The 15,295-nt window shown below is 62.1% G+C and carries 15 protein-coding genes; 6 read left to right on the top strand and 9 right to left on the bottom strand.

All coding sequences use genetic code 11. From position 1 onward, the window contains the following. Window positions 1-30 precede the first annotated feature (30 nt). A complete protein-coding gene (gene yedA / locus PSH91_RS03665) occupies window positions 31-933 on the bottom strand; it encodes a drug/metabolite exporter YedA (RefSeq protein ID WP_076386438.1) in 903 nt (300 codons plus the stop codon). A gap of 161 nt (window positions 934-1,094) precedes the next feature. Between yedA and PSH91_RS03660 the strand changes: the two genes are divergently transcribed. Then, window positions 1,095-1,547 carry an Lrp/AsnC family transcriptional regulator gene (locus tag PSH91_RS03660; RefSeq protein WP_047229544.1) on the top strand — a complete coding sequence of 151 codons (453 nt, stop codon included), beginning with the start codon at window positions 1,095-1,097 and terminating at the stop codon, window positions 1,545-1,547. A 133-nt stretch (window positions 1,548-1,680) separates the two neighbouring features. On the opposite strand, the gene PSH91_RS03655 is transcribed toward PSH91_RS03660, so the two are convergent. The 3 genes from PSH91_RS03655 to PSH91_RS03645 all read right to left on the bottom strand — a co-directional run bounded on the left by PSH91_RS03655 (window position 1,681) and on the right by PSH91_RS03645 (window position 3,681). Next, window positions 1,681-2,292 carry a PolC-type DNA polymerase III gene (locus tag PSH91_RS03655; protein ID WP_047229543.1) on the bottom strand — a complete coding sequence of 204 codons (612 nt, stop codon included), beginning with the start codon at window positions 2,290-2,292 and terminating at the stop codon, window positions 1,681-1,683. Window positions 2,293-2,314: 22 nt separating this feature from the next. Further along, window positions 2,315-2,794 carry an NYN domain-containing protein gene (locus PSH91_RS03650; RefSeq protein WP_003185707.1) on the bottom strand — a complete coding sequence of 160 codons (480 nt, stop codon included), beginning with the start codon at window positions 2,792-2,794 and terminating at the stop codon, window positions 2,315-2,317. Between the two features lie 125 nt (window positions 2,795-2,919). After that, on the bottom strand, window positions 2,920-3,681 hold the full coding sequence (locus tag PSH91_RS03645; protein ID WP_305467325.1) for a DUF2076 domain-containing protein: 762 nt from the start codon (window positions 3,679-3,681) through the stop codon (window positions 2,920-2,922). A gap of 177 nt (window positions 3,682-3,858) precedes the next feature. On the opposite strand from PSH91_RS03645, the gene PSH91_RS03640 reads away from it, so the two are divergent. After that, a complete protein-coding gene (locus PSH91_RS03640; protein WP_047229541.1) occupies window positions 3,859-4,521 on the top strand; it encodes a membrane protein in 663 nt (220 codons plus the stop codon). Window positions 4,522-4,612: 91 nt separating this feature from the next. Next, window positions 4,613-5,692 (top strand): endonuclease/exonuclease/phosphatase family protein, encoded by a 1,080-nt coding sequence (locus tag PSH91_RS03635; protein WP_047229540.1) that lies wholly within the window; start codon window positions 4,613-4,615, stop codon window positions 5,690-5,692. Between the two features lie 59 nt (window positions 5,693-5,751). Here the strand turns inward: PSH91_RS03635 and PSH91_RS03630 are convergent, their stop codons facing one another. The 3 genes from PSH91_RS03630 to hrpB all read right to left on the bottom strand — a co-directional run bounded on the left by PSH91_RS03630 (window position 5,752) and on the right by hrpB (window position 10,754). Then, complete coding sequence (locus PSH91_RS03630) at window positions 5,752-6,912, bottom strand: mandelate racemase/muconate lactonizing enzyme family protein (RefSeq protein ID WP_139051215.1); 1,161 nt, start codon at window positions 6,910-6,912, stop codon at window positions 5,752-5,754. Window positions 6,913-7,074: 162 nt separating this feature from the next. Continuing rightward, window positions 7,075-8,127 (bottom strand): LacI family DNA-binding transcriptional regulator, encoded by a 1,053-nt coding sequence (locus PSH91_RS03625; protein ID WP_139051216.1) that lies wholly within the window; start codon window positions 8,125-8,127, stop codon window positions 7,075-7,077. Window positions 8,128-8,237: 110 nt separating this feature from the next. Then, on the bottom strand, window positions 8,238-10,754 hold the full coding sequence (gene hrpB, locus PSH91_RS03620; RefSeq protein ID WP_076386450.1) for an ATP-dependent helicase HrpB: 2,517 nt from the start codon (window positions 10,752-10,754) through the stop codon (window positions 8,238-8,240). A 95-nt stretch (window positions 10,755-10,849) separates the two neighbouring features. Here hrpB and PSH91_RS03615 point away from each other — a divergent pair, with 95 nt between their 5' ends. Beyond that, window positions 10,850-11,269 carry a hypothetical protein gene (locus PSH91_RS03615; RefSeq protein WP_047229536.1) on the top strand — a complete coding sequence of 140 codons (420 nt, stop codon included), beginning with the start codon at window positions 10,850-10,852 and terminating at the stop codon, window positions 11,267-11,269. A 28-nt stretch (window positions 11,270-11,297) separates the two neighbouring features. Beyond that, window positions 11,298-12,191 carry a cation diffusion facilitator family transporter gene (locus PSH91_RS03610; protein WP_047229535.1) on the top strand — a complete coding sequence of 298 codons (894 nt, stop codon included), beginning with the start codon at window positions 11,298-11,300 and terminating at the stop codon, window positions 12,189-12,191. Window positions 12,192-12,326: 135 nt separating this feature from the next. Here PSH91_RS03610 and PSH91_RS03605 read toward each other — a convergent pair whose 3' ends face one another. Beyond that, complete coding sequence (locus tag PSH91_RS03605) at window positions 12,327-13,307, bottom strand: DUF6515 family protein (protein WP_047229534.1); 981 nt, start codon at window positions 13,305-13,307, stop codon at window positions 12,327-12,329. A gap of 415 nt (window positions 13,308-13,722) precedes the next feature. Here PSH91_RS03605 and PSH91_RS03600 point away from each other — a divergent pair, with 415 nt between their 5' ends. After that, window positions 13,723-14,202 (top strand): Lrp/AsnC family transcriptional regulator, encoded by a 480-nt coding sequence (locus PSH91_RS03600; protein WP_047229533.1) that lies wholly within the window; start codon window positions 13,723-13,725, stop codon window positions 14,200-14,202. 93 nt (window positions 14,203-14,295) lie between these two features. On the opposite strand, the gene PSH91_RS03595 is transcribed toward PSH91_RS03600, so the two are convergent. Next, on the bottom strand, window positions 14,296-15,207 hold the full coding sequence (locus tag PSH91_RS03595) for a LysR family transcriptional regulator (protein WP_076386452.1): 912 nt from the start codon (window positions 15,205-15,207) through the stop codon (window positions 14,296-14,298). Between the last annotated feature and the right edge of the window lie 88 nt (window positions 15,208-15,295).

Raw genomic sequence — 15,295 nt, 5'->3', positions numbered from 1 at the left:
GGTGTGCAATGCGCGGCAGTTTACCCTAAATCAGGATTCGGCCGGCGCAGGCTTGGGTTTGCGCCACTGGGGCAATCCAATCAACACCACGGCACTGATGATCACCAACATCGCCAGGGCCTCTTCGATCCCGATGGTTTCACCGGCGAACACAATGCCCAGCAACACCGCCACCGCCGGGTTGACGTAGGCATAGCTGGTGGCCGCCGCCGGACGTACGTGCTTGAGCAGGTACATGTAGGCGTTGAAGGCAATGATCGAACCGAAGCAGGTCAGGTAAGCCAGCGCGATCCAGCCTTCCAGCGGCGGCATGCTGTCCAGGTGTTCGCCGCTGGCCACGCTGCCGATCAATAGCACCACACCGCCCACCAGCATTTCCACGGCACTGGCCATCGCCCCCGCAGGCAGCGGCAAATGTTTGCTCAGCACCGAACCGAAGGCCCAGGACGCCGCCGCGAACAGCAGCAAGGTCGCGCCCAGTGGACTCGATTGCAGGTTGGAACCGAGGTTGAGCATGGCAATGCCGATCAACCCCAGCACAATCCCCGCCCACTCCAGACGGGTATTACGGGCGCCCCAGAAATATCCGCAGAGCAAGGTAAATAACGGCACCGTCGCCACGGCCAGCGCCGCCACCCCGGACGCCACACCTGTGTGTTCGGCGACACTGACCGCGCCATTGCCGAAACTGAGCAACAACACGCCGATGACAGCCCCCGCCTTCCACTGCGCCCAAGTCGGTGCCGGCGCCCCACGCCAGCGCAGGAAACCGTACATCAGCGAGCCGGCGATCACGAAGCGAATCCCGGCCAGCAGCAGCGGCGGCCAATGCTCCACACCGATGCGAATCACCAGGTAGGTCGACCCCCAGATGACGTACAAGGCAAAAAATGCAGCGATCAATGGCAAGGGGAAACGGCGTGGGCCAGGCATGGTCAGCTCGAAGTCAGGACAATGAAAGACGCTATTCTAGAAAGGCGACAGGCGGAAAATAAGTTACAAAACCTGTTTATCCGAACCGTACACTTTTAAAAACACGGAGATCAGCGTTATAAACCGTACTTTCGAAAGTCAGCCCCTTGGAAGCCCGAACCGTGGATAAATACGACCGCATGCTGCTCAGCGCCCTGTTGGAAAACGGTCGTGCGTCCTATGCCGAACTGGCCCGCAAAGTGAACCTGTCGGCCCCGGCCGTGGCCGAGCGGGTCAGCAAGCTGGAAACCAGCGGCGTGATCACTGGCTACCAGGCGAAAGTCGACATGGCGAAAATCGGCTTGCCGGTGCAGTGCGTCATCGAACTGCGCATGAACCAGCACGGCAACCAGAAGACTTACGATGAACTGTGCAGGATCCCGCAACTGACCGAATGCCACCGGGTGACGGGCGACCCGTGCGTGATCATGCAGGCGGCGGTCGGCTCGATGCCGGAACTGGAAGAGCTGATCAACCGCATCGCCAAGTTCGGTTTCAGCAAGACCTCGATCGTGCTGTCCAGCGCGATTGAAAAGCGGGTGCCGTTGGGGCAGTTGGAAGGTAACGGGAAGTAATCGCGCCAACACACATCAGAACGGTGGGAGCGAGCCTGCTCGCGATGGCGGTGTATCAGTCAACTTAGTTGCCGACTGAACCGACGCTATCGCGAGCAGGCTCGCTCCCACAGTGGCTTGTTGGGGGGTGTTTTCAGAACCCGCGATGCCGCTTGAGGTGCTCGTTGATCTTCGCCGCCGGCACTTTCTGCAAACTGCACAGCAAATCGTGGGACAACTCCCGCAGCCCGTGCTGTTGCCGCAGTTGCGTCGCCAGGTGCGCGGTGAGGTTGGCGGCCATTTCGGCGTCGGCCATGGCCCGGTGAGCCTGGCCGGTGTGGGGCAGGCCGGCGAAGGTGTTGAGCGTGCCGAGCTTGTGGTTCGGCGCCGTCGGCATCAGGCGCCGGGCCAGCAGCAGTGAACAGGCAAAATTCTGCAAGCGGGTGCGTTTGATCCGGCCTAGCTCGAAATCCCAGAACTTCTGGTCGAATGCGGCGTTGTGGGCCAGCAGCGGCGTGATGCCGACGAACTCGTTGACCTCGTTCATCACCTTTTCCGCCGGCGGGGCGCTGCGCAGCATGGCGTTGCTGATGCCGGTCAGTTGCTCGATGAACGCAGGCACGCGCACACCGGCGTTCATCAGGCTCTGATAGCGATCCACAATCCGGCCCTGTTCGAGAATCACCACGGCGATTTCGGTGGCCCGGCAACTGCTGCTCGGCGTGATGCCGGTGGTTTCAAAGTCGATGACTGCGATGCGTTCCAAACCTGTCTGAACTCCGTAAAAATCAATTCTTGAGCAGCAACGCGCCTTCGATCGGCACGTAGCGGCTGGCGGCGCGAATCAGCGAGTTGGCCGTCAGCCCCGGTACGCCATAAGCCACCGCCTGGACCCCGTGTTTGCTGATGATACGTTCGAGCAGCATGTCGAAATCGCCATCACCGGAGGCCAACACCACTTCGTCAACGTGATCAGCGGCGTCCATGATGTCCAGGGTGATGCCCACGTCCCAGTCACCCTTGGCCGAGCCGTCGCTGCGCTGGATGTAAGGCTTGAGCTTCACGACAAACCCCAGGTTGCGCAGGATCTGCTGGAATTGCTGCTGCTTACTGTCGCCGCGATCGATCGCATACGCGTAGGCCTCGACGATCTGCCCCTGCTTGCTGACATCGGCCCACAAGGCCGCGTAGTTGAAATGGCAACCATAAGCCTGGCGCACGGTGTAGTAGAGGTTCTGGACATCGGCGAACACTGCGATTTTTTTCACCGCGTTTCCTCTTGAATGCACAAGCCGGCAGAGCGGGCCCGAAAAGTTGCCCAGTATGCCAGCCCAGAGGAATGTTCCGCGAATAATCGGTCCGAGGCACCTGGGCGCCCCGGACGAATGGCAGGTCAGACGAAGGAGTCGTCATCGCCGAAGAAGGATGAATCGTCGCTGTAGTCGGCGTCGGCGAAACCGCCCTGGTCGTTGCCATAGGCATCGCTACCAGCGACGTTTGAGTCATTGCCCCAGCCGCCGTCACTGCTTGCCGTGTCGTTGACCGGTTGGGCCGGCTCTGGCTCGATGACCTCGACGACTTCCTGAGGCTGCTGGGCACCGTGGAACAGACTGCTGATGCCCTGGGCGAGCATCACGCCCCCGGCCACACCAGCCGCGGTTTTCAGCGCGCCGCTCATGAAGCTGCCGGCCCCTGGAGCCTGCTGTTGCGCGGCGCCGTAGTTAGCGGGCGGCGCGGCGTAGTTCTGCTGGGGTGGCGCATTGAAGCCAGGCCGCGCCGGTTCGCGCCAGCCGCCACCGCTGGCGGGCGAAGCGCCTGGAGCGGACGTTGGCCGTGGGTCGCGCGAGCTGCCACCGAAAATACTCGAGAGAAAACCACCACCGCTGGGCGCTGGAGGCTGTTGCCGGGCCTGTTGCAGGTCCGCTTGCAACTGCTCGATCTGCTGGGTCAGTTGCCTGTTCTGCTCGTCGAGGCTTTTGAGCGCCGTCTCTTGCACCAGAATCGCCTGGGTCATGAAATAGCCCGCCGCGGGCTGGCGGGTCATATGTTCCTTGATCCGCGCCTCGGCCTGGACATCGCGCGGGGCTGCATCCTTTTCGGCCTGTTGCAGCCGTGAAAACAGTCCATCGATCAGGGTTTGTTCTTCGCTGTTCATGGCGACCTCATCAGATTGCCGGGTAGAAAAACCATGCCGGCCCTACAGGACCGGTGCCAGCAGTAATGGGGCTGGGCACAGAGGTTTCAATGGTCTTTACCTGATGTTTACGTTTGCTTGTGCAGGCGCCTGATCGGTTAAAGTGTCGGACCGCTTTTTGACCTGCGATACCGACTCATGAATCCGTTTGACGTGCTGCGCGACTCTTTGTATTTCTTCAAACGCCATCTTGGCCGGATCGCCCAGCTGTGCCTGCCGCTGGTGATCCTCGAGGCCGTGCTGCAACAAGGCGTGGACAGCGTCGTGGGCCCCGAAGGTTTTTCCGGCTACAGCCTGATCGTCGGGCTGCTGATATACCCGCTCTACACCGCCGCGCTGATTCTGTTTCTCGACGCTCGCAGTCGCGGTGAATCGCCCCGTCCCCGTGACCTTCTCGCGACGGCCCTGACCCTGTGGCCACGCTTTGCCCTGCTGACCGCACTCAATACGTTGCTGATTCTGGTGGGCATTTCGTTGTACTTCCTGCCGGGCCTTTGGCTGATGGTGGTCCTGGCCTTTGGCGAATACCTGCTGGTGCTGCGCGGCCTGACTCCGCTGGCAGCAATGAAGGAAAGCCTGCGCCTGAGCCGCGGCAGTTTCTGGCGCATCCTGTTGTGCATTCTTTGCGTGATGGTCCCGCTCTGGCTGCTCAAGGGCGCCAGCCTGTCGGTGTACCCGCCGCCCCAGAACCCGTTGATCACCTTGCTGATCGACAGCGTTCACAGTTTCCTGCAGCTGTTCACCACCGTGGTGCTGTTCCGGATGTTCATGCTGGTCGCGGAAAAACCTGACAGCCGTTGACGACTGCTGCGCAGGTTACGGGCTTGGGCTCGGCAACTGCTCTCGGTTATGCTCAGGATCACTTTTGCGTATTGCCCATTTAAGTCGAGCCATGACCCGTCTATTGCGCTACACCTTGCTGGGCCTGTTGTTGATTCTCGGCCTGGCCGCCCTGTCGATCTATAGCCTGACCTGGCGCCCACAATCCCGGGAAGCACTGCCGGTCAGTTGCCCCGCCAACACCGCAACGCTCGTGCCTGGCCAGGCCTTGAAGGTGATGACCTGGAACGTCCAGTTCCTGGCCGGCAAGCGCTACGTGTTCTGGCACGACCTGGCCCAAGGTGACGATGAAAGCCCGACCCTCGAAGACATGGCCTTCAGCCTCGACGAAGTGGCAAGGGTCATTCGCGACGAGCAACCGGACGTCGTGTTGCTCCAGGAACTGGACGACGGCGCCAAGGCGAGCGACTACCAGAACCAGCTCAAGTTGTTGCAGGAACGATTGACCGACCTGTATCCGTGCAGCACCAGCGCCTTTGACTGGAAAGCCGATTTCATCCCCGACCCGCATATCTTCGGCAGCGTCGGCCGGCAGTTGGCGACGTTGAGCCGTTACCGCATCGATCAAGCGGAACGGGTGCAGTTGCCAGTGGCCGGGGCCAATTTCATCAGCCGTCAGTTCCAGCCGAAAAACGCTTTGTTGGTCAGTCACCTGCCGCTGAGCAGTGGTGGCCACCTGGTCGTGCTCAACACCCACCTGGAACGGGCCACGCAGCCGGATGAAACCCTGCCGAACCAGGTCAAGGCCGTGAGCAAGGTACTGGACAAACTTGAATCGCGAGGCAAACCCTGGCTGATCGGTGGCGACTTCAATCTGCTACCCCTGGGCCAATACCGGCGCCTGCCAGCCGCGCAGCGCACGCCCTACTCCGCCGACAGCCCTCTGCACCTGCTGTGGGACAAATACCCGATGATCCCCACCAACAACGAAGCTAGCGGCATCGATCGCAGCCACTGGCTGACCCACTACCCGAACGACCCCGGCCTCAACGGCCCTGACCGCACTGTCGACTACCTGTTCTACAGCCCTCGGATCAAGCGGGTCGAGGCTCGGGTGCGGCAAGACGATACCTTGCGTATCTCCGATCATTTGCCGGTGATTGCCCGATTCCTGTTGCCGGCCACGCCGTGATGCCAAGCCACATTCGCCGTCAGACGAGTGTGGCGCTGGTCCGCGTAACCCACGCTTGATCAGGGTCGAGTACCTGTCTCGGCTTCCTGAACCGTCCAGGGTTTGACTTGTTCGCTCAGCGTCAGTCCCAAACCGGGGCGAGTGGGCACCAGCATCCGACCGTCGCGGGTTTCCAGGCGCTCGTTGAACAGCGGCTCAAGCCATTCGAAATGCTCGACCCAGGGCTCGGTCGGATAAGCGGCTGCCAGGTGAACGTGCAGTTCCATGGCGAAATGGGGAGCCAGCATCAGGCCCGCCTGCTCGGCCATTGATGCGACCTTCAGGTAAGGGGTGATGCCGCCTACTCGTGGCGCGTCGGGCATCAGGAAATCAGCGCCGCGCTGTTTGATGAACTCGGCGTGTTCAGCAACGCTGGTGAGCATTTCACCCGTGGCAATCGGTGTATCGAACTGCTGCGCCAACGCGGCATGGCCTTCAGCGTCATAGCAGTCCAGCGGCTCTTCAATCCAGATCAGGTTGTACGCTTCAAACTGCCGACACATGCGCTGGGCCGTCGGGCGATCCCATTGCTGGTTGGCATCCACCATCAACGGGAAGTTGTCACCCAAGTGCTTGCGCACCGCACTGACCCGTTCAATGTCGATGGCGCAATCCGGTTGCCCGACCTTCAACTTGATGCCGCCAATTCCCTTTTCTCGCGAGAGGTCAGTGTTCTTCATCAACTGATCAAGCGGGGTGTGAAGGAAGCCACCGGAAGTGTTGTAGCAACGCACCGAGTCACGTTGAGCACCGAGCAAGCGCGCCAGCGACAGGTTGGCGCGCTTGGCCTTCAGATCCCACAACGCCACGTCGAACGCCCCGATGGCCTGGGTCGACATACCGCTGCGGCCCACCGACGCGCCAGCCCAACACAGCTTGGTCCAGAGTTTGGCAATGTCACTGGGGTTTTCCCCGATCAGCGCCGGGGCGATTTCCTTGGCATGAGCGAATTGTCCCGGCCCGCCGGCACGTTTGGAGTAACTGAAACCCAGGCCCTGATGCCCATCGACGGTCTCGATTTCGGCAAACAGGATGGCGATTTCAGTCATCGGCTTTTGCCGTCCGGTAAGGACCTTGGCATCACTGATGGGATTGGCCAGCGGCAGGATGACCGAAGCGACACGAACCCAGGCGATTCGGTCGTCATCGGAGGACTTGAGCGATTGTTCTTGTACGAGCATGGGGCTCTCCTTGGACAGGCTCTGAAGGCGACGATGATTGCGCAATCATCACGAGACATAAAAAAGACCTTCGTCGATGCTTCAGAAGGTCTCTTGCCTCGATACTACACTGATTGCGCAATCATTCAATCCCGTAAATCCCCGGAAAATCGACTGCCAGGCTCAGGTACTGGCGCGGTCGATGAACGTGAAGCCGGTGTCAATTCGCACGGGTTTGAGATGGGCGCCGGGATTGTCGAATCGTTCAAGCAGTGCCTCAGCCACTTGCAGGCCAATCTTGCCGCCATCGACGCTGACGGTCGACAGTGCCGGGTAAACCTGCGCCGCGCTGCTGAGATCCCCGAAGCCCATGACGGCCAGCTCAGCGGGCACCTTCAAGCCAAGGCTGGCGGCTTGCGCCAACACACCTTGAGCCACGGTATCGGAGCTGCACACCACGATGTCGGGGCGCACCGGCAGATCCAGCAGCCGCCGCAGCCCCTCGCGCCCCACCTCCAGCGTGGCGGGGGGCGCCAGGACTTCCATGGGCACCTCTTCAATGCCCTGGCGCTGCAGCTCGGCGATAAGACTGTTGCAGCGACGCAGGCCACGCGGGTCGCTGATGGTCACCACGGAAAAGCGCTGGTAACCCTTTTCAAGCAAATGTCGCGCGGTCTCTTGCCCGACTTTTTCATGGGAGAAGCCAACCAGCATGTCCAAAGGGTCTTCACTCAGATCCCAGGCCTCGACCACGGGAATTCCCGCCTGGGCGAGTCGCAAGCGACTTGATTCGGTATGGAGCGTACCGGTCAATACGATGCCGTCCGGACGACGACCGAGTACGGCTTCAAGCAGTTTCTCTTCCTGCTCCGCGCTGTAGCCGGTCAGACCGAGCAGGGTTTGATAGCCCGCTTGGGTCAGGCGGTCCATCAGCGATTGCACGGTGTCTGCAAAAATGGAGTTAGCGATGGTTGGAAGGAAAATCGCCACCAGACGACTTTTGTTGCTCGCCAGGCTACCCGCCAGCATGTTCGGCACATAGCCCGATTGGCGCACCGCTTCGCGGACCTTCTCCCGCGTGTTCTCGCTCACCAGTTCCGGGCGATGCAAAGCCCTGGAAACGGTCATTGGCGAGACGCCTGCAATCTTTGCCACATCGATCAACGTCAGGCTCGAACCCCTGGTGGCCAAGGTCATCGGTGCCTGGGAGGTGGGCGCTGCTGGTTTCTTTGCCATGAACTGTTCCGAATCTGAAGCCAAGTAACCGGGACTGCGTATAAAGCAGTTGATGGGTCGGTGAATCTACCATTTGCGCCCCCGTGCTGGCGGGCCAAACCGGCGGTTTATCACTTGCGGGGTTTGATCCGGGCCGTGGCTTCGGCCACCAGCGGATCGTCCGGCCAGTAATGCTTGGGATAACGTCCCTTGAGGTCTTTCTTCACTTCGGCATAGGTGCTGCGCCAGAAATTCGCCAGATCCTGGGTCACCTGCACCGGTCGCCGCGCCGGTGACAACAGGTGCAGTTTGACGACCTGTCGGCCGCCGGCAATGCGTGGGGTGTCGGCCAGGCCGAACAGTTCCTGCAAGCGTACCGCGAGAATCGGCGGGTGTTCGCTGTAGTCCAGGCGAATCGACGAGCCCGAGGGCACGCTCAGATGATGGGGTGCCCATTCATCCAGCCGTTGCGGCAAGGGCCAGGGCAGCAGGTTGTGGACGATACTCGACAGGTCCAGGTTGGCGAAATGGCTGAGGCGTGACACGCGTCCCAGGTACGGCATCAACCATTGCTCAAGCGTGTTCAGTAGCGCCCCGTCGCTGACATCTGGCCAATCACTCTCGCTCTTGGCCTCCAGATCGAGCCGGCGCAACAGTGCCACCCGCGCCTGCCATTGCCGCAGCTCCGGCGTCCAGGGCAGCAACTCCAGTCCCTTGCGCCGTACCAGGTTCACCAGCGCCTGGCTGCGCGCCGACTCATCCAGCCCGGTCAGTGGCTCACGGCTGAGCACCAGTTCGCCGACCTTGCGCTGGCGCTCGGCCCGCAGCACGCCCTCACGCTCGTCCCAATCCAGTTGATCCACCGTGCGCACCTGTTCGGCCAGCACCGAATCAAACAGCGCCGGATCGAAGTCCGTCGCCAGGTAGATCCGTTCTTCCCGCTGCCCCTGACGGCTGCCCAGGTCGGCGATCACCAGCCACGGCTGTTTCATCAGGCTGTCCGCTTCGGCAAACAACGCTGCACGGCCGTTGGCCAGGCGATACTCCGCCCCGCCGGGCCGCCGCTGTTGAGCGACGCGATCCGGGTAGGCCAACGCCAGTAAAGCGCCCAGCCAGCGCGGATGTTCGGGGTCGGCGACGGCGTCTTCGGCCTTGCCCCGCAGGTAACCGCGATATTGCCGGGCCAGTTGCCGCGCCCGCTGTACCCCGCCCTGGGCGCCACGGGCCGCCCGCTCTTCACCGGACAGCAACGCCAGGCGCGTGTGCAGGTCCGCCCCGGCGCCGCGCAGAATGTCTCGCTCACCCAACAGCGCCGCGACGTTGCACGCCATGTCCGCCAGCCCCAGCGACTGCCCCCGCAGCAGCAAATGCGCGATGCGCGGGTGAGCCGGCAGTTCGGCCATGGCTTGGCCATGACGGGTCAGTTGCTCGCCGTCCAGCGCGCCCAGGCGTTGCAGCAGCTCCTGCGCCTGGGCATAAGCGGCGGTGGGCGGGATGTCGAGCCAGACCAATTGCTGCGGCGTCACGCCCCAACGCCCCAATTGCAGAGCCAGCCCGGCCAGGTCCGCCGAAAGAATCTCTGCGCTGCCATAAGCGGCCAGTTGTTCGTGCTGGTCTTCGGACCACAACCGATAGCACACCCCCGGTTCCAGACGCCCGGCCCGCCCGGCCCGCTGAGTGGCGCTGGCCCGGGAAATCCGCTGGGTGTCGAGGCGGGTCATGCCGCTGCCCGGATCGAAACGTGGCACTCGCGCCAATCCGGCATCGATCACCACCCGCACGCCATTGATGGTCAGGCTGGTTTCGGCGATGTTGGTGGCCAGCACCACTTTGCGCTGGCCGGGCGGCGCCGGGTCGATGGCCGCGCGTTGGGCGGCGAGGTCCAGCTCGCCATGCAACGGACAAAGCAGCACATTGCCGCCTTCACCCAAGGCATCGGCCAGTTGCTGATGAACCCGGCGGATCTCCGCTTGCCCGGGCAAGAACACCAGTACGCTGCCGGTTTCATCGTGCAGCGCTTCGAGCACGGTCTGCACCAGGCGCGGCTCGATGAACTCGCCGGGCTGGAACGGCCGGCCCCAGCGCACCGTCACCGGGAACATGCGCCCCTCACTGCGCAGGATCGGCGCGTCGTCCAACAACCCGGCCAGACGCTCGCCTTCCAGCGTCGCGGACATCAGGAGGATTTTCAGCGGCTGGTCGTCGCGAAACAGCTCGCGGCCATTGAGACTCAAGGCCAGGGCCAGGTCGGCGTCGAGACTGCGTTCGTGGAATTCATCAAAAATCAGCAGGCCCACGCCCTCCAGCGCCGGGTCGTCCTGCAAGCGCCTGGTGAGGATGCCTTCGGTGACCACTTCAATGCGGGTCTTGGGGCCCACCTTGCTGTCGAGACGAATTCGGTAGCCGACGGTTTCACCGACCTTTTCCCCCAGCTCGCTGGCCAGTCGCTCGGCCGCCGCCCGTGCCGCCAGGCGCCGGGGCTCAAGCATCAGAATCGTCTGCCCGGCCAGCCAGGACTCATTCAACAGGGCCAAGGGGACGCGGGTGGTTTTACCAGCGCCGGGCGGCGCTTCGAGCACGGCTTCGTGACGCGACGCCAAGGCTTGACGCAGGGCAGGTAAAACTTCATCAATCGGCAAAGAAATCATGCTGGCTCCAAAACAGAGGGCCGAGTATAACGGCGAACTGTTTAGCGTGGTCTGGACTCCAACCAGCAACGCCTTTACCTGCTCAGGAGATTGCTATGCGTATTCCCTTTCGCGTGATCGGCGGCGTTCTGGTCGCCTCCCTGCTGACCCAGATCAGCGCCTGCGGCTCGATCTTCTACCCCGACCGTCGCGGCCAGATCGACGGCAAGATCGACCCGGCGATTGCCGCGCTGGACGCCGTCGGCCTGCTGTTCTACATCATCCCCGGCCTGATCGCGTTCGCCGTGGACTTCGCCACCGGGGCGATTTATTTCGAGCCCGGCAGAAGCGTCCAGATCGAGCCAGAAAAACTCAAGCCGGCGATCAACGCCGACGGCAGCGTCAACAACCAAAAGCTGCAAGCGATTTTGGAGAGCGAACTGGGCCGCAGCTTCCCCCTGGACGACCCACGTTTGATCCAAAGCAAGGGCAACGCCCAGCAACTGGCCGCCCTCGGGCTTAAACCGGCCGCGTGATGGGCGCTATTGAAGGAACGACCGCGCCATGACCACCAGCACCGAACATGCCCGTCTGCTGCGTCTGGCCACCCGTGCTTCGGTGGCCGTGGCGCTTATTCTGGTCATTGCCAAGGCACTGGCCTGGTGGCTGAGCGGCTCGGTGAGCATGCTCGCCGGCCTGACCGACTCGGCGCTGGACGGCGTCACGTCGCTGCTCAACCTGCTGGCGGTGCATTACGCATTGCGCCCCGCCGACGAGGACCATCGTTACGGCCACGGCAAAGCCGAGTCCCTGGCCGGCATGGCCCAGGCATTGTTCATCGGCGGCAGTGCCGTGTTGATTGCGCTACAGGCGTTTGAGCGTCTGAAAAACCCGGTCCCGGTGGAAGCGGCCTGGCTCAGTGTCGGCGTGATCGTATTCTCCCTGGGGCTGACCCTGGCCTTGTTGGCGCTGCAACATCGGGTCGTCCGCGCCACCGGCTCCAACGCCGTGCGCGCTGACTCGCTGCACTATCGCTCGGATCTGTTGCTCAACGGCAGCATCTTGGTCGCCCTGGTGCTGGCCGGGTTGGGCTGGCATCAACTGGATGCCTGGTTCGGCCTGGGCATCGCCGTCTACATCCTGTGGAGCGCGATCCAGATCGCCCGGGAAAGCTTCGCGGTATTGATGGATGAGGAACTGCCGCCCGACGTCAGCCAGCGCATGCTGGAACTGGCCTGCGCGGTGCCCGGGGTACTGGGTGCCCACGATCTGCGCACGCGGATCTCAGGTAACCATTGGTTCGTGCAACTGCATCTGGAACTGCCGGGAGAACTGACCCTGTCAGTAGCCCACGGCATCAGCGACCAGGCCGCCGATGCCATACACCGCGCCTATCCGAAGGCGGAAGTGTTGGTGCATGCCGATCCGTCGGAAGTGGTGAAGCGCACCAGCGCCTGACGCCGAACACAGAACCCCGTGGCGAGGGAGCTTGCTCCCGCTGGCCTGCGCAGCAGGCCCAAGATTTTACGGTCGCTGCGCAACCGAGCGGGAGCAAGCTCCCTCGCCACAGGGGAGTGTTTTTCTTTCGAGTGATCAGTACGTCACCTGATACCCACGACTGCTCAAGCAACTCCCTTGGGCCTGACGATAGGTCTGTACCACTTGCGGCGCGGGCGGGTAGGTGTAGTTGCGCGGATCGAAACCGCTCTGCTGCACCGCCCAGCGATAGCATTCGTAGCCATCCTGATTGACCTGCTCGGGAGACTGGCCGTTGGCTGGATAAGCCACCACATCGTAGCTGTTGCCTTGGGGCTGGGGCTGCGGGTTGCTCACCGGCGCGTCAACGACGACGTAGTCCCGGGTGTTGGCTTCGTAGATGTAATAGGCACCGGCGGCGAGGAAAAACAGCGAGCCGCCGATCCAGACTTCCCGGGCATAATCGGGCAGATAACGGGTACGGATTCCGCGCGGCGGCTCAATCACGATATAGCGCGGCCCTTGGGGGCGATACCAGTAACCGCCCGAATAAAAATAGTCATGGCCACGGTAAGGCACGCGGTAGTGACGATCCGGAAAACGATCGATTACATACCCAGGACGATATTGCGGCCCCGGCCCCCAGCCGTTGCCATGACCGTCCGGCCGACCGGACCAGTGCTGATCAGGGCGAGAGTCATGGCTGGGGCGTGGCCCACCGCTCGGATAACCATCACTGCGGCGCGGAATATCGCGGTAGTAACCCGGCCTCGGCTCCTGGGTCTGGGTCACGCTGTCGGGGCGGCCCTGGATCGGCAGGCTGTTACCCGGTGGCTGCGGCGGACGACCATTGGGGTCTTGCGGCGGGCGGTTGTAGGGCTGGCCGCCTTGAGCGTGAGGCTGGACCTCAAACTGGCGGCTGTTGTCGCCGCGAATGATCTCGTTGCTCTGTGGCCGGGGTTGGCCTGAATAACCCTGGCCATTGCCACCTCGCCCGTCCGGGCCGCCACGATTTTGCTGATCGTCGGCCACTCCCTGCGCACTGACACTTGCCCACAACAGACCAACACCTGCCAAACGCCAGATGCGCGACTTCATGAAATTCCTCACAACGGTTCAGGGCCTGATGAATGAGACTGGAAAAGCCTAGGCCGGTTCTGCGACAGATTATCAGTCGCCGCCATTATTTCGCAGGCATAAAAAAGGGAGGCCCGTCGGCCTCCCCTTGAGAACTTCGTCCGTGCGCGACGCTTTTGACGTCGGCTCACCTCACGCCGTCTTCTGGACAGTGTGCAGCTCGGGGGTCTGCCAGACACCGGTGGGTGCTGCGACCGCGGCCGGCCGGATTAGGCGGGCCGCACTGGACTGTTTGTCCGAGCAGTGATCTTGGTGATAAGAATAGGCTCGGAGCACCGACGAATGATTGCGAAGATTGCGTAAATAAACATCACTTGCGCAATTTTTTACCTGCGATAGATAATATCCAGCAATTATCCAGACAAAGGCCCGACCAATGAGCAAACTCGACCGTTACGACCTGAGCATTCTGGCGGAATTGCAGCGCGACGCGCGCATCTCCAATCAGGAGCTGGCCGAACGCATCGGCCTGTCGCCGTCCCCCTGCTCGCGGCGGGTCAAGCAATTGGAAGACGACGGCTACATTACCCGTCAGGTCGCCCTGCTCGACCGCAAAATGCTCGGCCTGAGCCTGACGGCCTACGTGCTCATCGGCATGGACCGCCACACCCCTGAACGTTTCGAGAACTTCGAAGCCGCTATCCGCAATTTGCCCCAGGTGTTGGAATGCAGCCTGGTGACCGGCATGGATGCGGATTACCAGCTCAAGGTCGTGGTGCCGGACATGGACCATTATCAGAAACTGCTGCTGGGGCATCTGACCCGGATTGACGGGGTCACCAGTGTGCGGTCCAGCTTCGTGTTGAACCAGGTGCTCAACAGCACCGAACTGCCGCTGACTCATCTGCGCGGCTGACGACAAACGAGCGCCGCTTCACAGCCGCTCACCGACGTACGCGCGCATCGGCCAGCCCCCGAACCCAAACCACACTCGCCTTGAAGCCACGAATCAGCCTTTGAATTCCCGCGAGGCGTATTCGGCGAGCTTGCCCTGGATAAAGTCCAGAAAGCACTGGATCCTCAGGGCCAGTTGGGAGTTGCGGTAATACACCGCGTTGATCGGTTGGCGATATCCGCTGTTGGCATCGGCCAGCAGCACCTTGAGCTGGCCGGCACGGATGTCTTCACGGGTCATGAAGTCCGACAGGCACGCTATGCCCTGCCCTTGCAGCGCCAAGTGACGCACGGTTTCGCCACTGGACGCGCTGATGGCAGGCTGGATCGGCCAACGATCACCGTGCTCGTGGCGCAGCGGCCACTGATTGAGGCCCTCATTCTGGGCAAACCCCAACAGTGCATGCCGGGCGAGTTCGGCGACAGTGGCAGGTGTACCGTGCTGCTTCAGATAGGCCGGGCTGGCCAGGATATGCAGCGGACTGCACCCCAGGGATCGGGCATGTAGCGTCGAGTCGCTGAGGGTGCCGATGCGGATCGCTATGTCGGTACTTTGCTCGAGCAAATCGATGATCAGGTCGTTGCTGTTGAGTTCGAGCTGGATATCCGGGTAGAGCCCGCGGAACTCTTCGATATGCGGCACGATAGCGTGCAACATGAAAGGCGAAGCCGCATTGATCCGCAACCGCCCCGCCGGGTTTTTCTGGCGAGACGACAGGCGCTCCTCCAGCTCATCCATCTGGTCGAGAATGCCCTTGGCCTGCTCGAAGAAATACTTGCCCTCTTCGGTCAGGTCCATGCGCCGCGTGGTGCGGTTGATCAGCGTGGTATCGAGCTTGGCTTCCAGGCGCGACAAGGTACGACTGACCGCAGACGGCGTCTGCCCGACCTGCTCGGCGGCGGCGGATATCGACCCGCACTCGATCACGCAGACGAAAATCTGCAATTCGTCGGATCTGGCTTTCACGTATCCCCCTGTCGACTGCGCTCTCTTGTGGCGAGGGAATCTATCCCCGCCGGGCCGCAAAGCGGACCCGAGCCCCAGGATAGTATCG

It is taken from the genome of Pseudomonas sp. FP1154, assembly GCF_030687245.1.
Taxonomy (GTDB): domain Bacteria; phylum Pseudomonadota; class Gammaproteobacteria; order Pseudomonadales; family Pseudomonadaceae; genus Aquipseudomonas; species Aquipseudomonas rhizophila.
The sequence above is the reverse complement of the archived record's forward strand: the minus strand, read 5'-3'. Positions and strand labels throughout refer to the sequence as shown.